Source organism: Streptomyces sp. NPDC101160 (assembly GCF_044768205.1).
Taxonomy (GTDB): Bacteria; Actinomycetota; Actinomycetes; order Streptomycetales; family Streptomycetaceae; genus Streptomyces.
In genome coordinates this window covers 237,257-254,117 of record NZ_JBIWPJ010000011.1, presented here as the reverse complement: position 1 = coordinate 254,117, position 16,861 = coordinate 237,257, and the positions used below count along the sequence as shown (strand labels likewise).

Sequence of the window (16,861 nt, the reverse complement as noted above, 5' to 3'; positions counted from 1 at the left end):
CAGGGTCGAGGCATGGCATCGCTCAACGTCGGCAATCTCGGTGAGTACCTCCGCGAGCAGCGGCGCACGGCGCAGCTGTCCCTGCGGCAGCTCGCCGAGGCCGCGGGGGTGTCGAATCCGTATCTGAGTCAGATCGAGCGGGGGCTGCGCAAGCCCAGCGCGGAGGTGCTGCAGCAGGTCGCCAAGGCCCTGCGGATCTCCGCCGAGACGCTGTACGTGCGCGCCGGGATCCTCGACGAGAAGGACCGGGACGAGCTGGAGACGCGCGCCGTCATCCTGGCCGATCCCTCGATCAACGAGCGGCAGAAGCAGGTGCTGCTCCAGATCTACGACTCCTTCCGCAAGGAGAACGCCGCCGAGAACGACGCTGAGCAGCAGCCCACCGACACGTAGAACTTCCGGGAGGACCACGACCATGGCCATCATCGACGAACTGCGTACCCCCCTCTACTTCGCCGCCGGCACCGCCGACCTCGCCGTGCAGCAGGCTAAGAAGGTGCCCGGGCTGATCGAGCAGCTCGCCGCCGAGGCGCCCGCGCGGATCGAGGCCGTGAAGAAGACGGACCCGAAGGCGGTGCAGGAGAAGGCGCAGGCGAAGTTCGCCGAGTTCGTGGGCGGCATCGACACCGACCTGAAGAAGCTGGGCGAGCAGGCTCAGGACCTGGCGCTGCGCGGGGTCGGCGTCGCCGCCGAGTACGCGGTGAAGGCGCGCGAGAAGTACGAGGAGCTCGCCGCGCACGGCGAGGAGGCCGTCAAGGCGTGGCGTGGCGAGGTCGCCGAGGAGATCACCGAGATCGCCGTCGTCGTCGAGCCGGACCCCGAGCCGCGGCCGAAGGCCGAGGCCGACGCCGAGGCTCCCAAGCCCGCCGCCCGCAAGGCCTCCACCCGTAAGGCGCCCGCCAAGAAGGCCGTTGCCGCCGAAAGCGGCGAGTAGTCCCCACTTGGCCCCCGCTCCGGGCACGAAACCGGTGTCCGGCGCGTTGTAACGGGTACCTTGGCCGCGAGGCGCTCCACCCACACACCTAGGCGGTGCTCAGCATGTTGGCGAACGGCTTCGACTCGATCCTCTCCCTGGTGACCTTCCTGGTCTTCACCGGCTTCGCCGTCGCCGCGTTCGTCTTCGCCGCGATGGCCCGCGAGGACGCCTACCGTGCCGCCGACAAGCAGACCAAGAAGTTCTGGCTGATCCTGCTCGGGATCAACCTGCTCCTCAACGTGCTGCTGCCGATGCTGTTCCTGCAGATCGCCGGGCTCATCGCCGCCATCGTCTTCATGGTCGACGTGCGGCCGGCCCTCCGTCAGGTCTCCGGCGGCGGCGGCCGGCGCGGCGGGTCGAGCAGCGACGGACCGTACGGCCCCTACAACGGCGGCCGGTAGCGGTTACGGATCACAGGGCACAGGGCCCGGGGTCACTGACCCCGGGCCCTGTCCCGTACCAGGTCCCCTACCCGGTCCAGTTCCAGCGCCAGCACCGCCACGTCGTCCGTCAGCTCCCCGCCGTTCAGCTCGCGCACCTCCGTCACGGCCGCGTCGAGCAGCTCCTCGCCGCGCAGCCCCGCCGCCAGCTGCCGGTTGATCATCTCGACCATCCCGTCCTGGCCGAGCCGCGGCGAACCCGGGCCAGCCGAACGGCCCTCGATGAGGCCGTCCGTGTACATCAGCAGGCTCCAGCTCGCCCCCAGCTCCACCTGCCGGCGCGGCCAGCGGGCGCGCGGCAGCAGGCCGAGGGCCGGGCCGCCCTCGTCGTAGGGCAGGAGCCGGGCCGGCAGGCCGTGCCGGGCGATCAGCGGCGCGGGGTGGCCGGCCAGGCAGAGCCCGGCCCGGCGCCCGCCGGGCGCGATGTCGACCGTGCAGAGCGTCGCGAAGATCTCGTCGCTCTCCCGCTCGTGCTCCAGGACCTGCTGGAGCGTGGAGAGCAGCTCGTCCCCGCACAGGCCCGCGAAGGTCAGCGCCCGCCAGGCGATCCGCAGCTCCACGCCGAGCGCGGCCTCGTCCGGGCCGTGTCCGCAGACGTCGCCGATCATGGCGTGGACGGTGCCGTCGGAGGTGCGGACGGTGTCGTAGAAGTCACCGCCGAGCAGCGCGCGGGACCGGCCGGGCCGGTAGCGGGCGGCGAAGCGGAGCTCGGAGCCCTCCAGGAGCGGGGTCGGCAGCAGGCCGCGCTCCAGGCGGGCGTTCTCCTGGGCGCGCAGCCGGGACTCGGTGAGCTTGACCTGCACGGCGTCGGCGCGCTTGCGCTCGACCGCGTACCGGATGGCCCGGCTGAGGAGCCGCCCGTCGAGCTCCTCGCGGAAGAGGTGGTCCTGCGCCCCGACCCGTACCGCCTCGGCCGCGAGTTCCGCGTCCGCGGAGGCGGCGAGGGCGAGGACGGCGTGGCGCGGCGCGAGCCGCAGGATGTGCCGGAGCGGCGCGAGCGGGTCGTCCTCGGCGCCACGGGGTGCGGGCAGGGCGAGGTCGACCAGGACGCAGTGCACGTCGTCGGTGAGCAGCCGCTCGGCCTCGGTGAGGTTGCGGGCGGTGCGGACGCGGAGCCGGGGGCCGGCCGCGTCGAGCATGTCGGGTACGGCGAGCGGGCCCGCCGGGTCGTCCTCGACGACGAGGAGCGTGAGGTCGGTGGCGGTGCCACCGGTGCCAGCGTTCGTGGCGGTGGTGCCGGGCGTTCCGGGTGCCGCGGGAGAATCGATTCTCTGGCGCGGTACGGGTACGGGCATCGGTCTGGTTTCCTTCCCTCCCCCCGAGGGCCGGGGACCGACCATAGCGGGCCCGTGCGCCGCAGCGGAATGGCGATCACAGAGCGGACCGCCGGAACGCCTTGGCATATGCCGCGGATGGGGAGGTTGGCACCTGTTCCGATGAGAAACGTCACTCCGGGCGGACGACGCCCAGGATCTCCATCGTGCCCGCGCCCGTGAGCGTCACGTTCCGCCCGGGGCGCGGCGCGTGCACGATCGCCCCGTTCCCCACGTACATCCCGATATGACTGGCGTCCTTGTAGTAGACGATCAGGTCGCCGGGCCGCATGTCCTTGATGTCCACGTGCTTGAGCAGTCGCCACTGCTCCTGCGAGGTGCGCGGGATGGACAGGCCGGCGGCGCCCCAGGCGGACTGGGTGAGCCCGGAGCAGTCGTACGAGCCCGGGCCCTCGGCCCCCCACACGTACGGCTTGCCGATCTGCGCGGTGGCGAACTCCACCGCCCGCCTGCCGGCCGGGGTGGCCTGCTGGTTCAGGTCCCTGAGGATGCCCGAGTCGAGCCACTTGGTCTGCGCCCGGTACTGCGCCTGCTGCTCCAGGGCGAGCAGCCGGGCCCGCTCCTCGGCGGCGAGCTGGGACTCCAGCTTCTTCGCCGCGTCGATCTTGTCGTTGATCTCCTTCTTCGCCTTGGCCTGCTTGACCCGGTTGGCCTCCAGCTTGGTCCAGTTGTCGCTGGCGTCCTTGGCGTAGGTGGTCAACTCCGCCTGGGTCTGCGTCAGTTCGGCGAGCAGGTCGGTGGTGGCCTTCTGGCCCTCCTTGAGCCGGCCCGCGTTGTCGAGGAAGAGCTGGGGGTCGTTGGTGAGGACGAGCTGGGCGCCGTCCGGCAGACCGCCGTTGCGGTACTGGGCGCGCGCCGTGGCGCCGGCCCGGGCCTTGAGGTCCGCGATCTTCTGCTGGCCGGCCACGATCATCCGGGCCAGCTGCACGATCTCGGCGGACTGCTCCTTGGTCTTCTCCTCGGCGAGGTTGTACGCGTCGGTGGCGACGGCGGCCTGCCGGTAGAGCTCGTCGATCTCCTCGCGGACCTCTTCGAGGGTCTTCTGCGGCTGCTTCGGCGGCGGGGGGAGCGGGGCCGCGGCGGCCTGGAGGGTGAGCGCCGGCGAGGCGAGCACCGTCAGGGCGCAGACCACGGTGAGCGTGGCGATGGCGTGGCGGCGTCGGTTCACTGGCTCCCCCTCAAGTGACCTGCATGAATGTAGCTGATTTACCGTCAGTAACTTGGTCGTGACCTTGGCGATAGTGCCATGTGCAACCGGAAAACAACAGGGGAAGGCCGGGCCTGTCGGGTCACTCCCCCCTAGTGGTGACGTGCGTTGCTCCTGTTGCGTTCCCCATGGCGCCCGACGACGCTCCCCACCGGGCGGGAATTCACCGGGAGTTGGGCGCCAGCGCCTCCCACCGCACCGTCACCTCGCCCTGCCGCCACCGCCGCGGGCCGTCCGTCAGCGGCCAGTCGGCCGCCAGATCGCGTACGGTGCGGATCCAGCGCTGCCGCGCGCCCAGCGAGGCGAACGGGGCCGCCGCCGCCCACGCCCGGTCGAAGTCCCGCAGGAACGCGTGCACCGGCTCGCCCGGCACGTTCCGGTGGATCAGCGCCTTGGGCAGCCGCTCGGCCAGGTCGGAGGGCCGGTCGAGCGAGCCGAGCCGGGTCGCGAAGGTCACCGTCCGCGGCCCCGAGCGGTCGAGCGCCACCCACACGTGCCGCCGGCCGATCTCGTCGCACGTCCCCTCGACGAGGAGGCCCTCGGGCGCGAGGCGGCCGCACAGGCGCTCCCAGACCGCGGCGACCTGCTCCTCGTCGTACTGCCGCAGCACGTTCGCGGCCCGGATCAGCGCGACCTCGCCGGGCACCGGCACCTCGAAACCGCCGTGCCGGAACTCCAGGCCCTCGCACTCGTACGGCTTCGCGGCGGCGACCCGGGCCGGCTCGATCTCGATGCCGTAGAGAAGGGTGCGGGGGTCGGCGGTGCGCAGCCGGGAGAGCAGCTCCACGGCGGTCCAGGGCGCGGCGCCATAGCCGAGGTCGACGGCGACGGGCGGCGCGTCGGAGCGGCGCAGCGCCGGGCCGTGCACGGCGGCGATCCAGCGGTCCTGGCGGCGCAGCCGGTTGGGGTTGGTGGTCCCGCGGGTGACCGTGCCGACGGGCCGGGCGCCGACCGTGCGGGGAGTGCGGGATGCCATGAAACGAGCGTAAAGGGTGCTGGTGGAGGCCCTGACCAGGTCCTGACCGGGTCCTGCCGCGGCCCTGACCAGGTCCCGTCCGGGCCCTGACGGAGCCCTGACCGGGCCCTGTCCGGGTCCGGCCCGGGGCCGGACACACGTGCCGTTCACGCCCCGTTTCACGCCGGGCCACGCAACGAATTGGCAAAGCGGCGGCGGCGCCGGAAATGAAATCGGACCGGGCGGGTGTTGTGGCCGTTGCGGGGTGCGACGTGCCCTCGCTCGTCATGCCCGACAGTCGTCATGCCCGACAGCGGAAGGACCGCCGACGTGAGCCAGTACGTGTCCCGGTTCGCCGGCACCCTGGCGGCGCCGCCCCGGCTCCGGCTCCCCGGCCGGCACCGCAGCCCGCGCCGCGTGGCCATGCTCAGCGTGCACACCTCGCCCCTGCACCAGCCCGGCACGGGCGACGCGGGCGGCATGAACGTCTACATCGTGGAGCTGGCCAAGCGGCTCGCCGCGATCAACGTCGAGGTCGAGATCTTCACCCGGGCCAACGCCGGCGGCCTCCAGCCGGTCGTCGAGCTCGCGCCCGGCGTGCTCGTACGGCACGTGGACGCGGGGCCGTACGAAGGGCTGGCCAAGGAGGAGCTGCCGGCCCAGCTGTGCGCCTTCACGCACGGCGTGATGCAGGCGTGGGCGGGCCACCGCTCCGGCCACTACGACCTGGTGCACTCGCACTACTGGCTCTCCGGCCATGTCGGCTGGCTCGCCGCCGAGCGCTGGGGCGTCCCGCTCGTCCACACCATGCACACCATGGCCAAGGTGAAGAACGCGGCACTCGCCGAGGGCGACACGCCCGAGCCCGCGGCCCGGGTGATCGGCGAGACACAGATCGTCGCGGCGGCCGACCGGCTCATCGCCAACACCGCGGAGGAGGCCGACGAGCTGTCCCGCTTCTACGAGGCGGACCCGGCGAAGATCGCCGTCGTGCACCCGGGGGTCAACCTCGACCACTTCCGGCCGGCCGACGGCCGCGCCGCCGCCCGGGCCAGGCTCGGCCTGCCCCGGGACGCCTTCATCCCCGTCTTCGCCGGCCGCATCCAGCCGCTGAAGGCCCCGGACATCCTGCTGCGCGCCGCGGCCCTGCTCGTGGACCGCGATCCGTCGCTGCGCGGGCGGATGGTGGTGCCGGTGGTCGGCGGTCCGAGCGGCAGCGGCCTCGCCAAGCCGGAGGGGCTGCAGAAGCTCGCCGCCAGGCTGGGCATCGCCGATCTCGTGCGCTTCCAGCCGCCGGTCGGCCAGGACCGGCTCGCGGACTGGTTCCGCGCCGCGAGCGTGCTGGTCGTCCCGTCGTACAGCGAGTCCTTCGGCCTGGTCGCCATCGAGGCCCAGGCGGCCGGCACCCCGGTCGTCGCGGCCGCGGTCGGCGGTCTGCCGGTGGCCGTTCGGGACGACGTCACCGGCTTCCTGGTGCAGGGCCACGACCCGGTGGACTACGCCAGGGCGCTCGGCCGCTTCGTCGACGAGCCGGCGCTGTCGGCCCGGATGGGCGCGGCGGCGGCCCGGCACGCCGCCTTGTTCGGCTGGGACACGGCGGCGTCGGCGACGGCGGACGTCTACACGGCGGCGATGCACGACCACCGGCTGCGGGATCACCGGGAACAGCGGGAGCACCGCCGTCGCGTACGCTCCCACCATGGCTGAGGTCGAGGCGGAGCAGGTCCGGCGGATCATCGAGGACACGTTCAAGGCTGCATCATCAGAGGGGTCACTGGAGTGGGAGTCCGCGGAGCCGGGCTCGTACGTGGTGAAACTCCCCGGCACCCGCAAGCTGTTCACGACGCTCTCGCTGCGCGTCGGGAAGCACTCCCTCTCCCTCAACGCCTTCGTCATCCGCCACCCCGACGAGAACGAGGCCGGCGTCCACCGCTGGCTGCTCGAACGCAACCTGAAGCTGTACGGGGTGGGTTACGCGATCGACGGCCTCGGCGACATCTACCTGGCCGGGAAGCTGCCGCTGGCCGCCGTCACCCCCGAGGAGCTCGACCGGCTCCTCGGGTCCGTCCTGGAGGCGGCGGACGGCGACTTCAACACGCTGCTCGAACTGGGCTTCGCGTCGGCGATCCGGCGGGAGTACGAGTGGCGGGTGTCGCGCGGTGAGTCGACCCGTAACCTCGACGCGTTCAGGAACCTGACGAGGAAGCCGGCGAACTGACGGCGGCCGCGGTCCCGGTGCTCTCGGGCGCGGCGACCGACTGTTCGGCCTCCTCCATGACGGCCTCCACGGTCTCCTCCATGTCCGCCTCCTCGGTGTCCGCGTCCTCCTCCGCGCTGGCGAGGGCGGCGCGCAGCCGGGTCTGGTAGCCCAGGGCGGCGACGGCGCCGATGACCGCGCAGGCGATCCACAGGACGTCCGGACCGGGCCCGTCGACGATCGCGCCGGCCAGGATCGGCGCGACGAAACCGGCCACCGCCCAGGACATGCCCATGACTCCCTGGTAGCGGCCGCGGGCGTGCTCGGGGGCGAGCCGGGCGGTCGCGGCGGCGTTGGTGGGGACGTGGATCATCTCGCCGATCGTCCAGACGACGACGGTCGCGGCGAAGGCGAGGGAGGAGCCGGCGAGCGCGGTGGCGCCGGTGCCGAGGGCGAAGAGCAGCGAGGAGACGGTGAGCAGCATCGCCGGGGAGCGCTTGTCGGTGAGCCTGTTGACGAGCAGCTGGAAGGCGACGATCACGACACCGTTGACGGCGATGACGACACCGTACGCGGACGGGTCGAGGCCCTGGCCGGCCATGGTGAGCGGCAGGCCGATCCACGGGGCGGTGAAGACCAGGCAGACGAACAGGTTGAGCAGCACCAGGGTGCGGAAGGGTGCGTCGCGCAGGACGGTGCCGATGCTGACCTTCTCCTGCTCCGCGCCGCCGCTCGCCCCGTCCTTGCCGGACTCCGGGCGGGTCTCGGGCAGTCGGAGGAAGACGATCAGGGCGCACAGGACGGTGGCGACGGCGTCGATGACGAAGAGGGTGCGGTAGCCGAGGACGGTCGCGACGCCGCCGCCGATGGCGGCGATGGCGAAGCCGAGGTTGAGGGCCCAGTAGTTGAGGGCGTAGGCGCGGCGGACGTCGTCGGCGGGGACGAGGTCGGCGATGGTGGCGTTGATGGAGGGCCGGACGCCCTGCATGGCGACGCCCATCAGGAGTACGACGGCCGCGATGCCCCAGGCGCTGGTGACGAGCGCGAGCAGCACGGTGCAGGTGGCGGCCGCCAGGTGCATGGTGACCATGGTGGGGCGGCGGCCCCAGCGGTCGGTGAGCATGCCGCCGAGCGGGGATCCGGCGACGCCGCCGAGGCCGTGGAGGGCGACGACGAGTCCGGCGAACCAGGCGGAGTGGCCGAGCTCCTGGGTGAGGAAGAGGGAGAGGAAGGTCAGGACGAAGGCGCCGGTGCGGTTGACCAGGGTCGACAGCCAGAGCCACCAGAAAGCGCCCGGAAGTCCGCTGACCGTCGAGCGCGCTGACCGTCTGAGTGAGTCGATGGACATGGGTGGCCGGCCCCCCCTGGTTGAACGTCTGCGTGAGCGTCTGCGTGAACGTCTGGCTTGTAAGTCCCGCTTACCGTCCTCGTAACTTACGCATCTCATACGCCGGACGCCAGTGAATTGACGGTGCGCGTCAATCGTCGGCCGTCGTCTAGGCTCGTACGCATGGCCGACGCACCGTACAAGCTGATCCTCCTCCGCCACGGCGAGAGCGAGTGGAACGCGAAGAACCTGTTCACCGGCTGGGTGGACGTCAACCTCACCGAGAAGGGCGAGAAGGAGGCGGTCCGCGGCGGTGAGCTGCTCAAGGACGCCGGCCTGCTGCCCGACGTGCTGCACACCTCCCTCCAGAAGCGCGCCATCCGCACGGCGCAGCTCGCCCTGGAGGCCGCCGACCGCCACTGGATCCCGGTCCACCGCAGCTGGCGCCTGAACGAGCGCCACTACGGCGCGCTGCAGGGCAAGGACAAGGCGCAGACGCTCGCCGAGTTCGGCGAGGAGCAGTTCATGCTGTGGCGCCGCTCGTACGACACCCCGCCGCCGGCGCTCGCCGACGACAACGAGTACTCGCAGGCCCACGACGCCCGCTACGCCACGATCCCGCCGGAGCTGCGCCCGCAGACCGAGTGCCTCAAGGACGTCGTGCAGCGGATGCTCCCGTACTGGTACGACGGCATCGTCCCGGACCTCCTGGCCGGCCGCACGGTCCTCGTCGCCGCCCACGGCAACAGCCTCCGCGCCCTCGTCAAGCACCTCGACGGCATCTCGGACGCCGACATCGCGGGCCTCAACATCCCGACCGGCATCCCGCTCGCCTACGAGCTCGACGAGAACTTCAAGCCGCTCAAGCCGGGCGGCACCTACCTCGACCCGGAGGCCGCGGCCGCGGCCATCGAGGCCGTGAAGAACCAGGGCAAGAAGTGACCCTGCGCCTCGCCTGAGTCACGCCTCGGCTGATCAGCGTCTCGCCTGAGTCACGTCTCACGGAAGCCCCCGGTCCGCTGCCGCCTGTGCGGCGGCGGACCGGGGGCTTCTTCGTGCTGCGGTGCCGGGATTGTCTCGGATGCGTGACAGAGAGTGGCTGGATATCGCGCATCGGGGTGGCGGGTTGCTACGTTCCGGCCGGGAAGCGGTCCGAGGGCGGCCGTCGTGGAAAGAGGGGGAGTCCCGGATGAACGGTCTGCGGCTGAGATCTGTCGGTGTGGCGGTCGTGGCGGTCGCGCTGAGCGCGGCGGTGACCGGGTGTCAGAAGGGCGGCACCGCGAGCGGGGCGGGGGCGGCGGGGACGCCGAGCGCTCCGGCGAGTTCGGCGCCCGCGGCGACGGAGGCGCCGGCCACGAAGGCGCCGGCGACCGCCGAGCCCGCCACCGCGCCCCCGGCGAAGCCGAGCGTGAAGCCGGTGGCCAAGCCGCCCACCAAGCCGGCCGGGAAGCCGGCGGCGAAGCCGACCACGTATCCCGTGAAGAAGCCCGGCAGCGACTGCGTCACCGCCGCGCCGAACCCGGACGCCTACGACCCGGACGAGATCGCCCTCTACCGCATCGAGGAGATCCCCGGAAGCACCGGCAAGGTCAACCTCGTCTTCCAGCACGGCGCCTGGGGCTGCGGCAGCCCGGACAGCGACGGCGGGCCGTTCGTCGTCAGCGGCGAGGAGGCCCGCTGGGCGATGGACCAGGCCGCGTACGTCACCGCGACCAACCCCATCATCGCGAGCGCCGAGAACAAGCGGATCGGCGTGCAGGAGCTGATCGACTGGGTGAAGGCGAACCCGAACTCCGGTCTCGTCTTCCGGTACGACGTGGGCGGCGACGGCTCGATCGACAGCCTGCAGGAGGTCTTCACGCCCTGACGCCCTGGATGACGGGGCGAGGGACGCCGGGACGTTGCGCCGGACGGGGGACAGAGAAACCTTCCGGCGAGCGCGTGCCGCACGCGGAGCGCACGGGGCGCGGTAGAGCTGCGGAGGACCGATGACCTCGGTCTTTCCCACGCCGACGAAAGAGACCTTCCGTGCGCCTTCGGCACACCGTCGCCGCCGCTTGCGGCGCCCTCGCCCTCACGGCCGTCATGGCCGCCCCCGCCCACGCCGCCACCGGCGACTTCCACTACAAGGTGGTCGGCCTGAACGGCGAGCCCCTCGCCGTCACCCTGCACGAGCCGGAGAGCGGGGAGTGCATCACCCTCCCCGAGGTCGCCGACCCGAACTCCACCGAACCGGCCTTCGCCCCGCACAACGACACGAGCGACTACGCGCTGGTCTTCACCGGCACCGACTGCGACGGCGACACCTGGCAGCTGCGCCCCCACGGCCGCCCCGCCACCGACGCCCTCAAGCTGCGCTCGGTCGTCTTCCTCACCCCGTGACCATCCGCGGCTGAGCCGCTGACCTGCGGCTGACCGGGGCGCCGGGTCCGCACGGCGCTCCGGATATCCGTGTGCCGAGATCGTCGCGTCTCGCCTAGCCTCCCGCTCATGAGCAATCCCCGCCTCGAGCCGATCACCCCCGACAACGTCGACGCCGCCCTCGCCCTGCGCGTCCACCCCCACTAGGAGCAGAACGTCGCACCCGTCGTCCGCTCACTCGCCGAGGCGTACGCGTACGGGGAGACCGCCTGGCCGCGGCTGATCGTCGACGGGGACGAGACCGTCGGCTTCCTGATGGCGTTCGTCGACATCCAGTGGGACGCCGAGAAGGACCCGGCCGACCGGCGCAGCGGGCTGTGGCGGCTCAACATCGGGGCCGGTCACCAGGGCAAGGGGTACGGGCGGTTCGCCGTCGGGGCCGTGCGCGAGGAGCTGCGGCGGCGCGGGACGGCGGAGATGTACGTGTCGTGGCACGCCGGGGAGGACGGGCCGGGGGAGTTCTACCGGGGGCTCGGCTTCCGGGAGACCGGTGAGCTCGCCGGGGACCAGATCGTCGGCGTCCTGGAGACGTGACGGCGCGGGCCCCGCCCGGAGACCGGGAGCAGGGCCCGCACAGGGACCTCGCTAGCCGCTGCAGCCGCCGCACTGGCACGGCCCGCCGGACTGGCAGCCGCAGCCGCAGCCCGAGCCGCACCCGCAGGCGCCGAGGACGGGCAGGAACTCCGGCTCGCGCGCGGGTTCCTGCTGGAGGTCGGTGATCGGAGCGGATTCGGGCATGGAGTCCCTCCCTGAGAAGGCGTACCTCGCCTCCCCTCCATTCCATGCCCGGACCCGGTCACCGCACACGGCGCACCGACGGCGCACAGATGTGCGACCGTCCGCGCCGTAAGCCTTGCGCGCCCTCCGCCTGGCGCCCCCTGCCTACGCGCCCTCGACCGGCGACTCCGCCGGCTGCAGCTCGTCCGCGTGCTCACCCGTCACCAGGTACACCACGCGCTTCGCCACCGACACCGCGTGGTCCGCGAACCGCTCGTAGTAGCGGCCGAGCAGCGTGACGTCCACGGCCGTCTCGATGCCGTGGCTCCAGCGGTCGTCCATCAGGTGCTGGAAGAGCGTCCGGTGCAGCAGGTCCATCTCGTCGTCGTCCTGCTCCAGCTGGAGCGCCAGGTCGACGTCCTTGGTGATGACGACCTCGGCCGCCTTCGCCATCAGGCGCTGCGCCAGCTGACCCATCTGCAGGACGGTGGCGTGCAGGTCGTTCGGCACCGCACGGTCCGGGAACCGCAGCCGGGCCAGCTTGGCCACGTGCTGGGCCAGGTCGCCGGAGCGCTCCAGGTCGGCGCTCATCCGCAGCGAGGTCACCACGATCCGCAGGTCCGTCGCCACCGGCTGCTGCCGGGCGAGCAGCGCTATCGCCCGCGCCTCCAGGTCGTGCTGGAGGTCGTCGACCTTCTGGTCCGCGGCGATCACGCTCTCCGCGAGCTTCAGGTCGGCGTCCAGCATGGCCGTGGTGGCCCGGCCGATCGCGGACCCGACCAGGCGGGCCATCTCGACCAGGCCCTCGCCGATCGAGTCAAGTTCCTCGTGGTACGCGTCCCGCATGGGTGTCCCTTCTCTACGCGATGCTCTGGGATCCGGGTGGTGCACGGTGGTGTCGGACCCCCACGCTCCCACGGTGCGGCCCGTACGCGTACTGCTCCGGCCGGTCTCGTAAACCCGCACTGTCCTCCAGGTGAACTCTGGGCGACGCGCCCCAAGGTGTCGGACGGGTCAAATGAATCGGTACCGTCTCCCTGGTGAACTCTGGGCGACGACTGTTCGAGCAGCCACTCGGACGGCTGGGAGAGTGTCAGCCGACCCGCATAACCTGGTTGGCATGGACGTGAACGCGGCGGTCGCCGCATTGGCCGCTATCGCCGGCGTGTGCACCGGCGTGATCGCCATGCTGGCGTTCCGCTGGAGCGAGCGCGACCAGGCGAGACCCACCCGTACCTCCCTGCACACCGACGCCGTGCTGCCGCCCGGCGTCGACACGGTGCTTTCCGTGCTGCGCTCCTCCGCGGTCGTCCTCGACGAGAGCGACTCCGTGGTGAAGGCCAGCTCGGCGGCGTACGCGCTCGGCCTGGTCCGAGGCGGGAAGCTGGCCGTGGAGCCCATGCTCAACATGGCCCGCGACACCCGCCGTGACGGTGAGATACGACAGGTCGAGCTGGATCTGCCCCGGCGCGGCACCGGCCGGGGCGAGGCCCTCGCGGTCTCCGCCCGGGTCGCCCCGCTGGGATCGCGGCTCGTGCTGCTGCTGGTCGAGGACCTCACCGAGGCCCGCCGCATCGAAGCCGTACGACGCGACTTCGTCGCCAACGTGAGCCATGAGCTGAAGACCCCGGTCGGCGCGCTCTCACTGCTCTCCGAGGCGGTCATGGACGCGTCGGACGACCCCGAGGCGGTCACCCGCTTCGCGGGCCGGATGCAGATCGAGGCCACCCGCCTGACCAACCTCGTGCAGGAGCTCATCGACCTGTCCCGGGTGCAGAACGACGATCCGCTGGAGGACTCCGAGCCGGTACGGGTGGACGAGCTGGTCGCCGAGGCGATCGACCGCTCCCGGCACACCGCGTCCACCAAGCAGATCACGATGGCCTCCGGGGGAACGGCCGACCTGTTCGTCTGGGGCAGCCGCGGCCAGCTCGCCGCCGCGCTCGGCAACCTCGTCGAGAACGCGGTGAACTACTCGCCGGCCCGCACGCGCGTCGGCATCGCCGCCCGCCGCGTCGCGGCGCCCGGCGGTGACATGATCGAGATAGCCGTCACCGACCAGGGCATCGGCATCTCGGAGAAGGACCGCGAGCGGGTCTTCGAGCGCTTCTACCGGGTCGACCCGGCCCGCTCCCGGGCCACGGGCGGTACCGGACTCGGCCTCGCCATCGTCAAGCACGTGGCCGCCTCGCACGGTGGGGAGGTCACGGTGTGGAGCACCGAGGGCCAGGGCTCGACCTTCACCCTGCGGCTGCCGGAGGCCGGTGCCGCGCGGAACCGCCGCGCGGCGGACGACGGCGGCCCGGACGACGCCGAGGACGCCGACGGCGCCCACGGCACGCCCCGCTCCGGAGGATCCGCCGGTTCCCACCGCGGAAACTTCGCCTCCGCTTCCCCCACCCCTGAACTCATGACCGAACCACTCCCCGCCCCGGAGGTCCTTCCGTGACCCGTGTGCTTGTCGTCGAGGATGAGGAATCCTTCAGCGACGCCCTGTCGTACATGCTCCGCAAGGAGGGCTTCGAGGTCGCCATCGCGGCGACCGGGCCCGACGGCCTCGACGAGTTCGAGCGCAACGGAGCGGATCTCGTCCTCCTCGACCTCATGCTGCCGGGCCTGCCCGGTACCGAGGTGTGCCGCCAGCTGCGCAGCCGCTCGAACGTGCCGGTCATCATGGTGACCGCGAAGGACAGCGAGATCGACAAGGTCGTCGGCCTGGAGATAGGAGCCGACGACTACGTGACGAAGCCCTTCTCCTCGCGGGAGCTGGTCGCCCGCATCCGCGCGGTCCTGCGCCGCCGCGGCGAGCCGGAGGAGGTCACCCCGGCCGCCCTGGAGGCCGGCCCGGTCCGCATGGACGTCGACCGTCACGTGGTCACCGTCGGCGGCGGCAAGGTCGACCTCCCGCTCAAGGAGTTCGACCTCCTGGAGATGCTGCTGCGCAACGCGGGCCGCGTCCTCACCCGCATGCAGCTCATCGACCGCGTCTGGGGCGCCGACTACGTCGGCGACACCAAGACCCTCGACGTCCACGTGAAGCGCCTCCGGGCCAAGATCGAGCCGGATCCGGGTGCGCCGCGGTATCTGGTGACGGTGCGCGGTCTGGGTTACAAGTTCGAGCCGTAGAGCGCGCTCCTCGGCCGCCCACCGCCGGACGGAGTCCGGCGCAGCGGCCCGAAGCCTGGGAGGCCCCTTGGGGCCGAGCAGTGCGAGGGGCGCCGTAGGGCAGTGGCTCGAGCCGGATCCGGGTGCGCCGCGGTATCTGGTGACGGTGCGCGGTCTGGGTTACAAGTTCGAGCCGTAGGCCGGCAAGGCATGAGCCGGCAGGCATGAGCCGGCAGGCATGAAAAAGAGGGGCGCCCCGCGGGGCGCCCCTCTTCTCGTCGGCTCAGTGACCGGCGGCCTGCGTCGACCCGCCCGTCGGCGTGGTCGTGCCGGACGGCGTGGCCGTGCCCGTCGGGGTGCCCGACGGGGTGGCGGTGCCGGACGGCGTCGCCGTGGCGGAGGCCGTCGGGAGGGTGGCCGGGGGCTTCGGGAGCTCGGTCGGGCCGTACTCCGTGAAGTAGCTCTTCGCCGGGACGACGTACGCGCTCAGGCTCACGTCGCCGGTCTTGCTCAGCTTGAAGACGACCTTCTGCGCGTTGCCGTTCCTGGCTTCGTGCAGGCCGCCCTCGATGACCGCGGACGCGTTGCCCTGGCCGCCGATGACGACGGAGCCGCCGGCGGGGACGACGATCGGGCCGTTGCCCTCGGCCGCCTTGAGCTTCACGGTCCCGACGGTGCCGGGCAGGGTGATCGAGTCGAGGGTCTGGCGGGTCCGGCCGTTGTTGAAGACGGTGGCGGAGACGACCGCCGGGCCCACGGCGCCCGGGTCGGGCTGGGTGATCACGAAGGCGTTCTGGACCTTGACGTCGTCAACCGTGACGGCGGCGTTGTCCGGGCGGACCTGGAGCGTCTGCGCGTCATTGCCCGCACCACAGGCGGACAGGGCGGCGATCGAGATCACGACGGCGGTGGCGGCGATGGCGCCGCGTCGAAGGCTGCGGCTCACGGCGGCGGCAACTCCTAGGACGATCGGACAGGCTAAGGAACGGCTAAAGGTGTGTCAGCGGAGTCAGGTTACCGAGCCCCACTCTCCGTGCCGCACCCGACCCGCCCCTCTCGGCGCACCCGGCCCCGGGAACCCTCCGGGATCCGTCCGGGAGGCGCCGTCGGGAACTCGCCGTCCTGGCCGGATCGCGCCGCAATCACCTTCCGTTCACATATCCGTCGTGATCAATTCGCACATTCCCCCGTCCGGGTCCGTCCGGGGCATTCGAGAAACCCCGCCGGAGACTCCGGTGATCAATTCGAGAATCCATCCGTACGAGTGATCGATCCTCGAACGGAGTACGTGAAGCAGGCCACACCGAACCCGGCAAACCGGTACATCCGACACCCTCCGCCTCCCTCCCGGAGCCTGTAACGTGGGTGTTTCTCTGTGTCCGCGCAGCCGCTCCGACCTGCGAATACCGCCTTCCGGAAGCCCTCCGCAGCACGTTCGCGGCGCTGTTGTCAAGCCCCGAGATATGCCCTGACCTGCGAAAACGCCATTCAGAAGAAGCCGTATCCGTGTTACCCTGGATAGCCACGGAAGGGGTACCTGTCACATGACGTTCAAGGTTGGCGACACCGTGGTCTATCCCCATCACGGGGCCGCGCTGATCGAGGCCATCGAAACTCGCCAGATCAAAGGCGTGGACAAGACCTACTTGGTGCTCAAGGTCGCGCAAGGCGACCTGACGGTGCGTGTACCGGCGGACAACGCGGAGTTCGTCGGAGTTCGCGACGTGGTCGGTCAGGATGGGCTGGACCGGGTCTTCGAGGTGCTGCGCGCGCCGTACGCAGAGGAGCCGACGAACTGGTCCCGTCGCTACAAGGCAAACCTGGAGAAGCTCGCCTCCGGCGACGTCATCAAGGTCGCCGAAGTGGTGCGCGACCTGTGGCGCCGCGAGCGCGAGCGCGGACTCTCCGCCGGTGAGAAGCGCATGCTCGCCAAGGCCCGCCAGATCCTGGTGAGCGAGCTGGCCCTCGCGGAGAACACCAACGAGGACAAGGCCGAGGCGCTCCTCGACGAGGTGCTCGCGTCCTGACGCCTGAAGCAGTCTGACGCCTGGCGCAACCGCCATGCTCAGCATCCATGCCGCGGTGCCCGCCGACGTGCTGTGAATCCCACGATTCCACAGTCCCGTCGCCGGGCACTGCGGCATGTTCGTCTCTCTTTTCGCTCCCATCCCCTTGCAAGCTT

General features: G+C 71.5%; 19 protein-coding genes and 1 pseudogene. 12 read left to right on the top strand and 8 right to left on the bottom strand.

The annotated features are described in order from the left end of the window. Positions 1-12: 12 nt before the first annotated feature. The 3 genes from ACIRSU_RS32545 (at position 13) to ACIRSU_RS32535 (ending at position 1,377) form a co-directional block, all read left to right on the top strand. Complete coding sequence (locus ACIRSU_RS32545; RefSeq protein ID WP_403799900.1) at positions 13-393, top strand: helix-turn-helix domain-containing protein; 381 nt, start codon at positions 13-15, stop codon at positions 391-393. 22 nt (positions 394-415) lie between these two features. Next, complete coding sequence (locus ACIRSU_RS32540) at positions 416-934, top strand: hypothetical protein (protein WP_403799898.1); 519 nt, start codon at positions 416-418, stop codon at positions 932-934. Between the two features lie 104 nt (positions 935-1,038). Beyond that, positions 1,039-1,377, top strand: a complete 339-nt coding sequence (locus ACIRSU_RS32535) for a DUF2516 family protein (protein ID WP_403800103.1) — start codon at positions 1,039-1,041, stop codon at positions 1,375-1,377. Positions 1,378-1,409: 32 nt separating this feature from the next. Here the strand turns inward: ACIRSU_RS32535 and ACIRSU_RS32530 are convergent, their stop codons facing one another. The 3 genes from ACIRSU_RS32530 to ACIRSU_RS32520 all read right to left on the bottom strand — a co-directional run bounded on the left by ACIRSU_RS32530 (position 1,410) and on the right by ACIRSU_RS32520 (position 4,933). Beyond that, positions 1,410-2,711 carry a PP2C family protein-serine/threonine phosphatase gene (locus ACIRSU_RS32530; RefSeq protein ID WP_403799895.1) on the bottom strand — a complete coding sequence of 434 codons (1,302 nt, stop codon included), beginning with the start codon at positions 2,709-2,711 and terminating at the stop codon, positions 1,410-1,412. Positions 2,712-2,862: 151 nt separating this feature from the next. After that, positions 2,863-3,918 carry an NlpC/P60 family protein gene (locus ACIRSU_RS32525; RefSeq protein WP_403799892.1) on the bottom strand — a complete coding sequence of 352 codons (1,056 nt, stop codon included), beginning with the start codon at positions 3,916-3,918 and terminating at the stop codon, positions 2,863-2,865. Between the two features lie 202 nt (positions 3,919-4,120). Next, positions 4,121-4,933, bottom strand: a complete 813-nt coding sequence (locus ACIRSU_RS32520) for a class I SAM-dependent methyltransferase (RefSeq protein ID WP_403799889.1) — start codon at positions 4,931-4,933, stop codon at positions 4,121-4,123. 309 nt (positions 4,934-5,242) lie between these two features. Here ACIRSU_RS32520 and mshA point away from each other — a divergent pair, with 309 nt between their 5' ends. After that, a complete protein-coding gene (gene mshA / locus ACIRSU_RS32515) occupies positions 5,243-6,619 on the top strand; it encodes a D-inositol-3-phosphate glycosyltransferase (RefSeq protein ID WP_403799886.1) in 1,377 nt (458 codons plus the stop codon). After that, positions 6,612-7,130 (top strand): YbjN domain-containing protein, encoded by a 519-nt coding sequence (locus tag ACIRSU_RS32510; protein ID WP_403799884.1) that lies wholly within the window; start codon positions 6,612-6,614, stop codon positions 7,128-7,130. The genes mshA and ACIRSU_RS32510 overlap by 8 nt, the downstream gene beginning before the upstream one ends. On the opposite strand, the gene ACIRSU_RS32505 is transcribed toward ACIRSU_RS32510, so the two are convergent. Then, on the bottom strand, positions 7,099-8,457 hold the full coding sequence (locus tag ACIRSU_RS32505) for an MDR family MFS transporter (RefSeq protein ID WP_403799882.1): 1,359 nt from the start codon (positions 8,455-8,457) through the stop codon (positions 7,099-7,101). The genes ACIRSU_RS32510 and ACIRSU_RS32505 overlap by 32 nt on opposite strands. A gap of 162 nt (positions 8,458-8,619) precedes the next feature. Between ACIRSU_RS32505 and ACIRSU_RS32500 the strand changes: the two genes are divergently transcribed. Then, complete coding sequence (locus ACIRSU_RS32500) at positions 8,620-9,378, top strand: phosphoglyceromutase (protein ID WP_403799880.1); 759 nt, start codon at positions 8,620-8,622, stop codon at positions 9,376-9,378. A 321-nt stretch (positions 9,379-9,699) separates the two neighbouring features. Here the strand turns inward: ACIRSU_RS32500 and ACIRSU_RS32495 are convergent, their stop codons facing one another. Beyond that, entirely contained in the window at positions 9,700-9,861 is a 162-nt protein-coding gene (locus ACIRSU_RS32495; protein WP_403799877.1) for a hypothetical protein, read from the bottom strand. Between ACIRSU_RS32495 and ACIRSU_RS32490 the strand changes: the two genes are divergently transcribed. The 3 genes and pseudogenes from ACIRSU_RS32490 (at position 9,854) to ACIRSU_RS32480 (ending at position 11,391) form a co-directional block, all read left to right on the top strand. Further along, positions 9,854-10,303: a hypothetical protein gene (locus ACIRSU_RS32490; RefSeq protein WP_403799874.1), complete on the top strand. Its 450-nt coding sequence runs from the start codon at positions 9,854-9,856 to the stop codon at positions 10,301-10,303. The genes ACIRSU_RS32495 and ACIRSU_RS32490 overlap by 8 nt on opposite strands. Positions 10,304-10,464: 161 nt before the next feature. Further along, positions 10,465-10,818, top strand: coding sequence for a hypothetical protein (locus ACIRSU_RS32485; RefSeq protein ID WP_403799871.1), 354 nt, complete (start codon positions 10,465-10,467; stop codon positions 10,816-10,818). A gap of 108 nt (positions 10,819-10,926) precedes the next feature. After that, positions 10,927-11,391: pseudogene (locus ACIRSU_RS32480) on the top strand (GNAT family N-acetyltransferase). A gap of 51 nt (positions 11,392-11,442) precedes the next feature. Here the strand turns inward: ACIRSU_RS32480 and ACIRSU_RS32475 are convergent. After that, positions 11,443-11,595: a hypothetical protein gene (locus ACIRSU_RS32475; RefSeq protein WP_403799868.1), complete on the bottom strand. Its 153-nt coding sequence runs from the start codon at positions 11,593-11,595 to the stop codon at positions 11,443-11,445. 144 nt (positions 11,596-11,739) lie between these two features. Then, positions 11,740-12,420 (bottom strand): phosphate signaling complex protein PhoU, encoded by a 681-nt coding sequence (gene phoU, locus ACIRSU_RS32470; protein WP_389205180.1) that lies wholly within the window; start codon positions 12,418-12,420, stop codon positions 11,740-11,742. A gap of 274 nt (positions 12,421-12,694) precedes the next feature. Here phoU and ACIRSU_RS32465 point away from each other — a divergent pair, with 274 nt between their 5' ends. Together ACIRSU_RS32465 and ACIRSU_RS32460 are read left to right on the top strand one after the other, a co-directional pair. Beyond that, a complete protein-coding gene (locus ACIRSU_RS32465; protein WP_403799865.1) occupies positions 12,695-14,023 on the top strand; it encodes a sensor histidine kinase in 1,329 nt (442 codons plus the stop codon). After that, positions 14,020-14,700 (top strand): response regulator, encoded by a 681-nt coding sequence (locus tag ACIRSU_RS32460; protein ID WP_403799863.1) that lies wholly within the window; start codon positions 14,020-14,022, stop codon positions 14,698-14,700. The genes ACIRSU_RS32465 and ACIRSU_RS32460 overlap by 4 nt, the downstream gene beginning before the upstream one ends. A 262-nt stretch (positions 14,701-14,962) precedes the next feature. Here ACIRSU_RS32460 and ACIRSU_RS32455 read toward each other — a convergent pair whose 3' ends face one another. Further along, positions 14,963-15,625, bottom strand: a complete 663-nt coding sequence (locus ACIRSU_RS32455) for a DUF461 domain-containing protein (RefSeq protein WP_403799860.1) — start codon at positions 15,623-15,625, stop codon at positions 14,963-14,965. Between the two features lie 598 nt (positions 15,626-16,223). Here ACIRSU_RS32455 and ACIRSU_RS32450 point away from each other — a divergent pair. Further along, complete coding sequence (locus ACIRSU_RS32450; RefSeq protein ID WP_003953493.1) at positions 16,224-16,706, top strand: CarD family transcriptional regulator; 483 nt, start codon at positions 16,224-16,226, stop codon at positions 16,704-16,706. Positions 16,707-16,861: the final 155 nt, after the last annotated feature.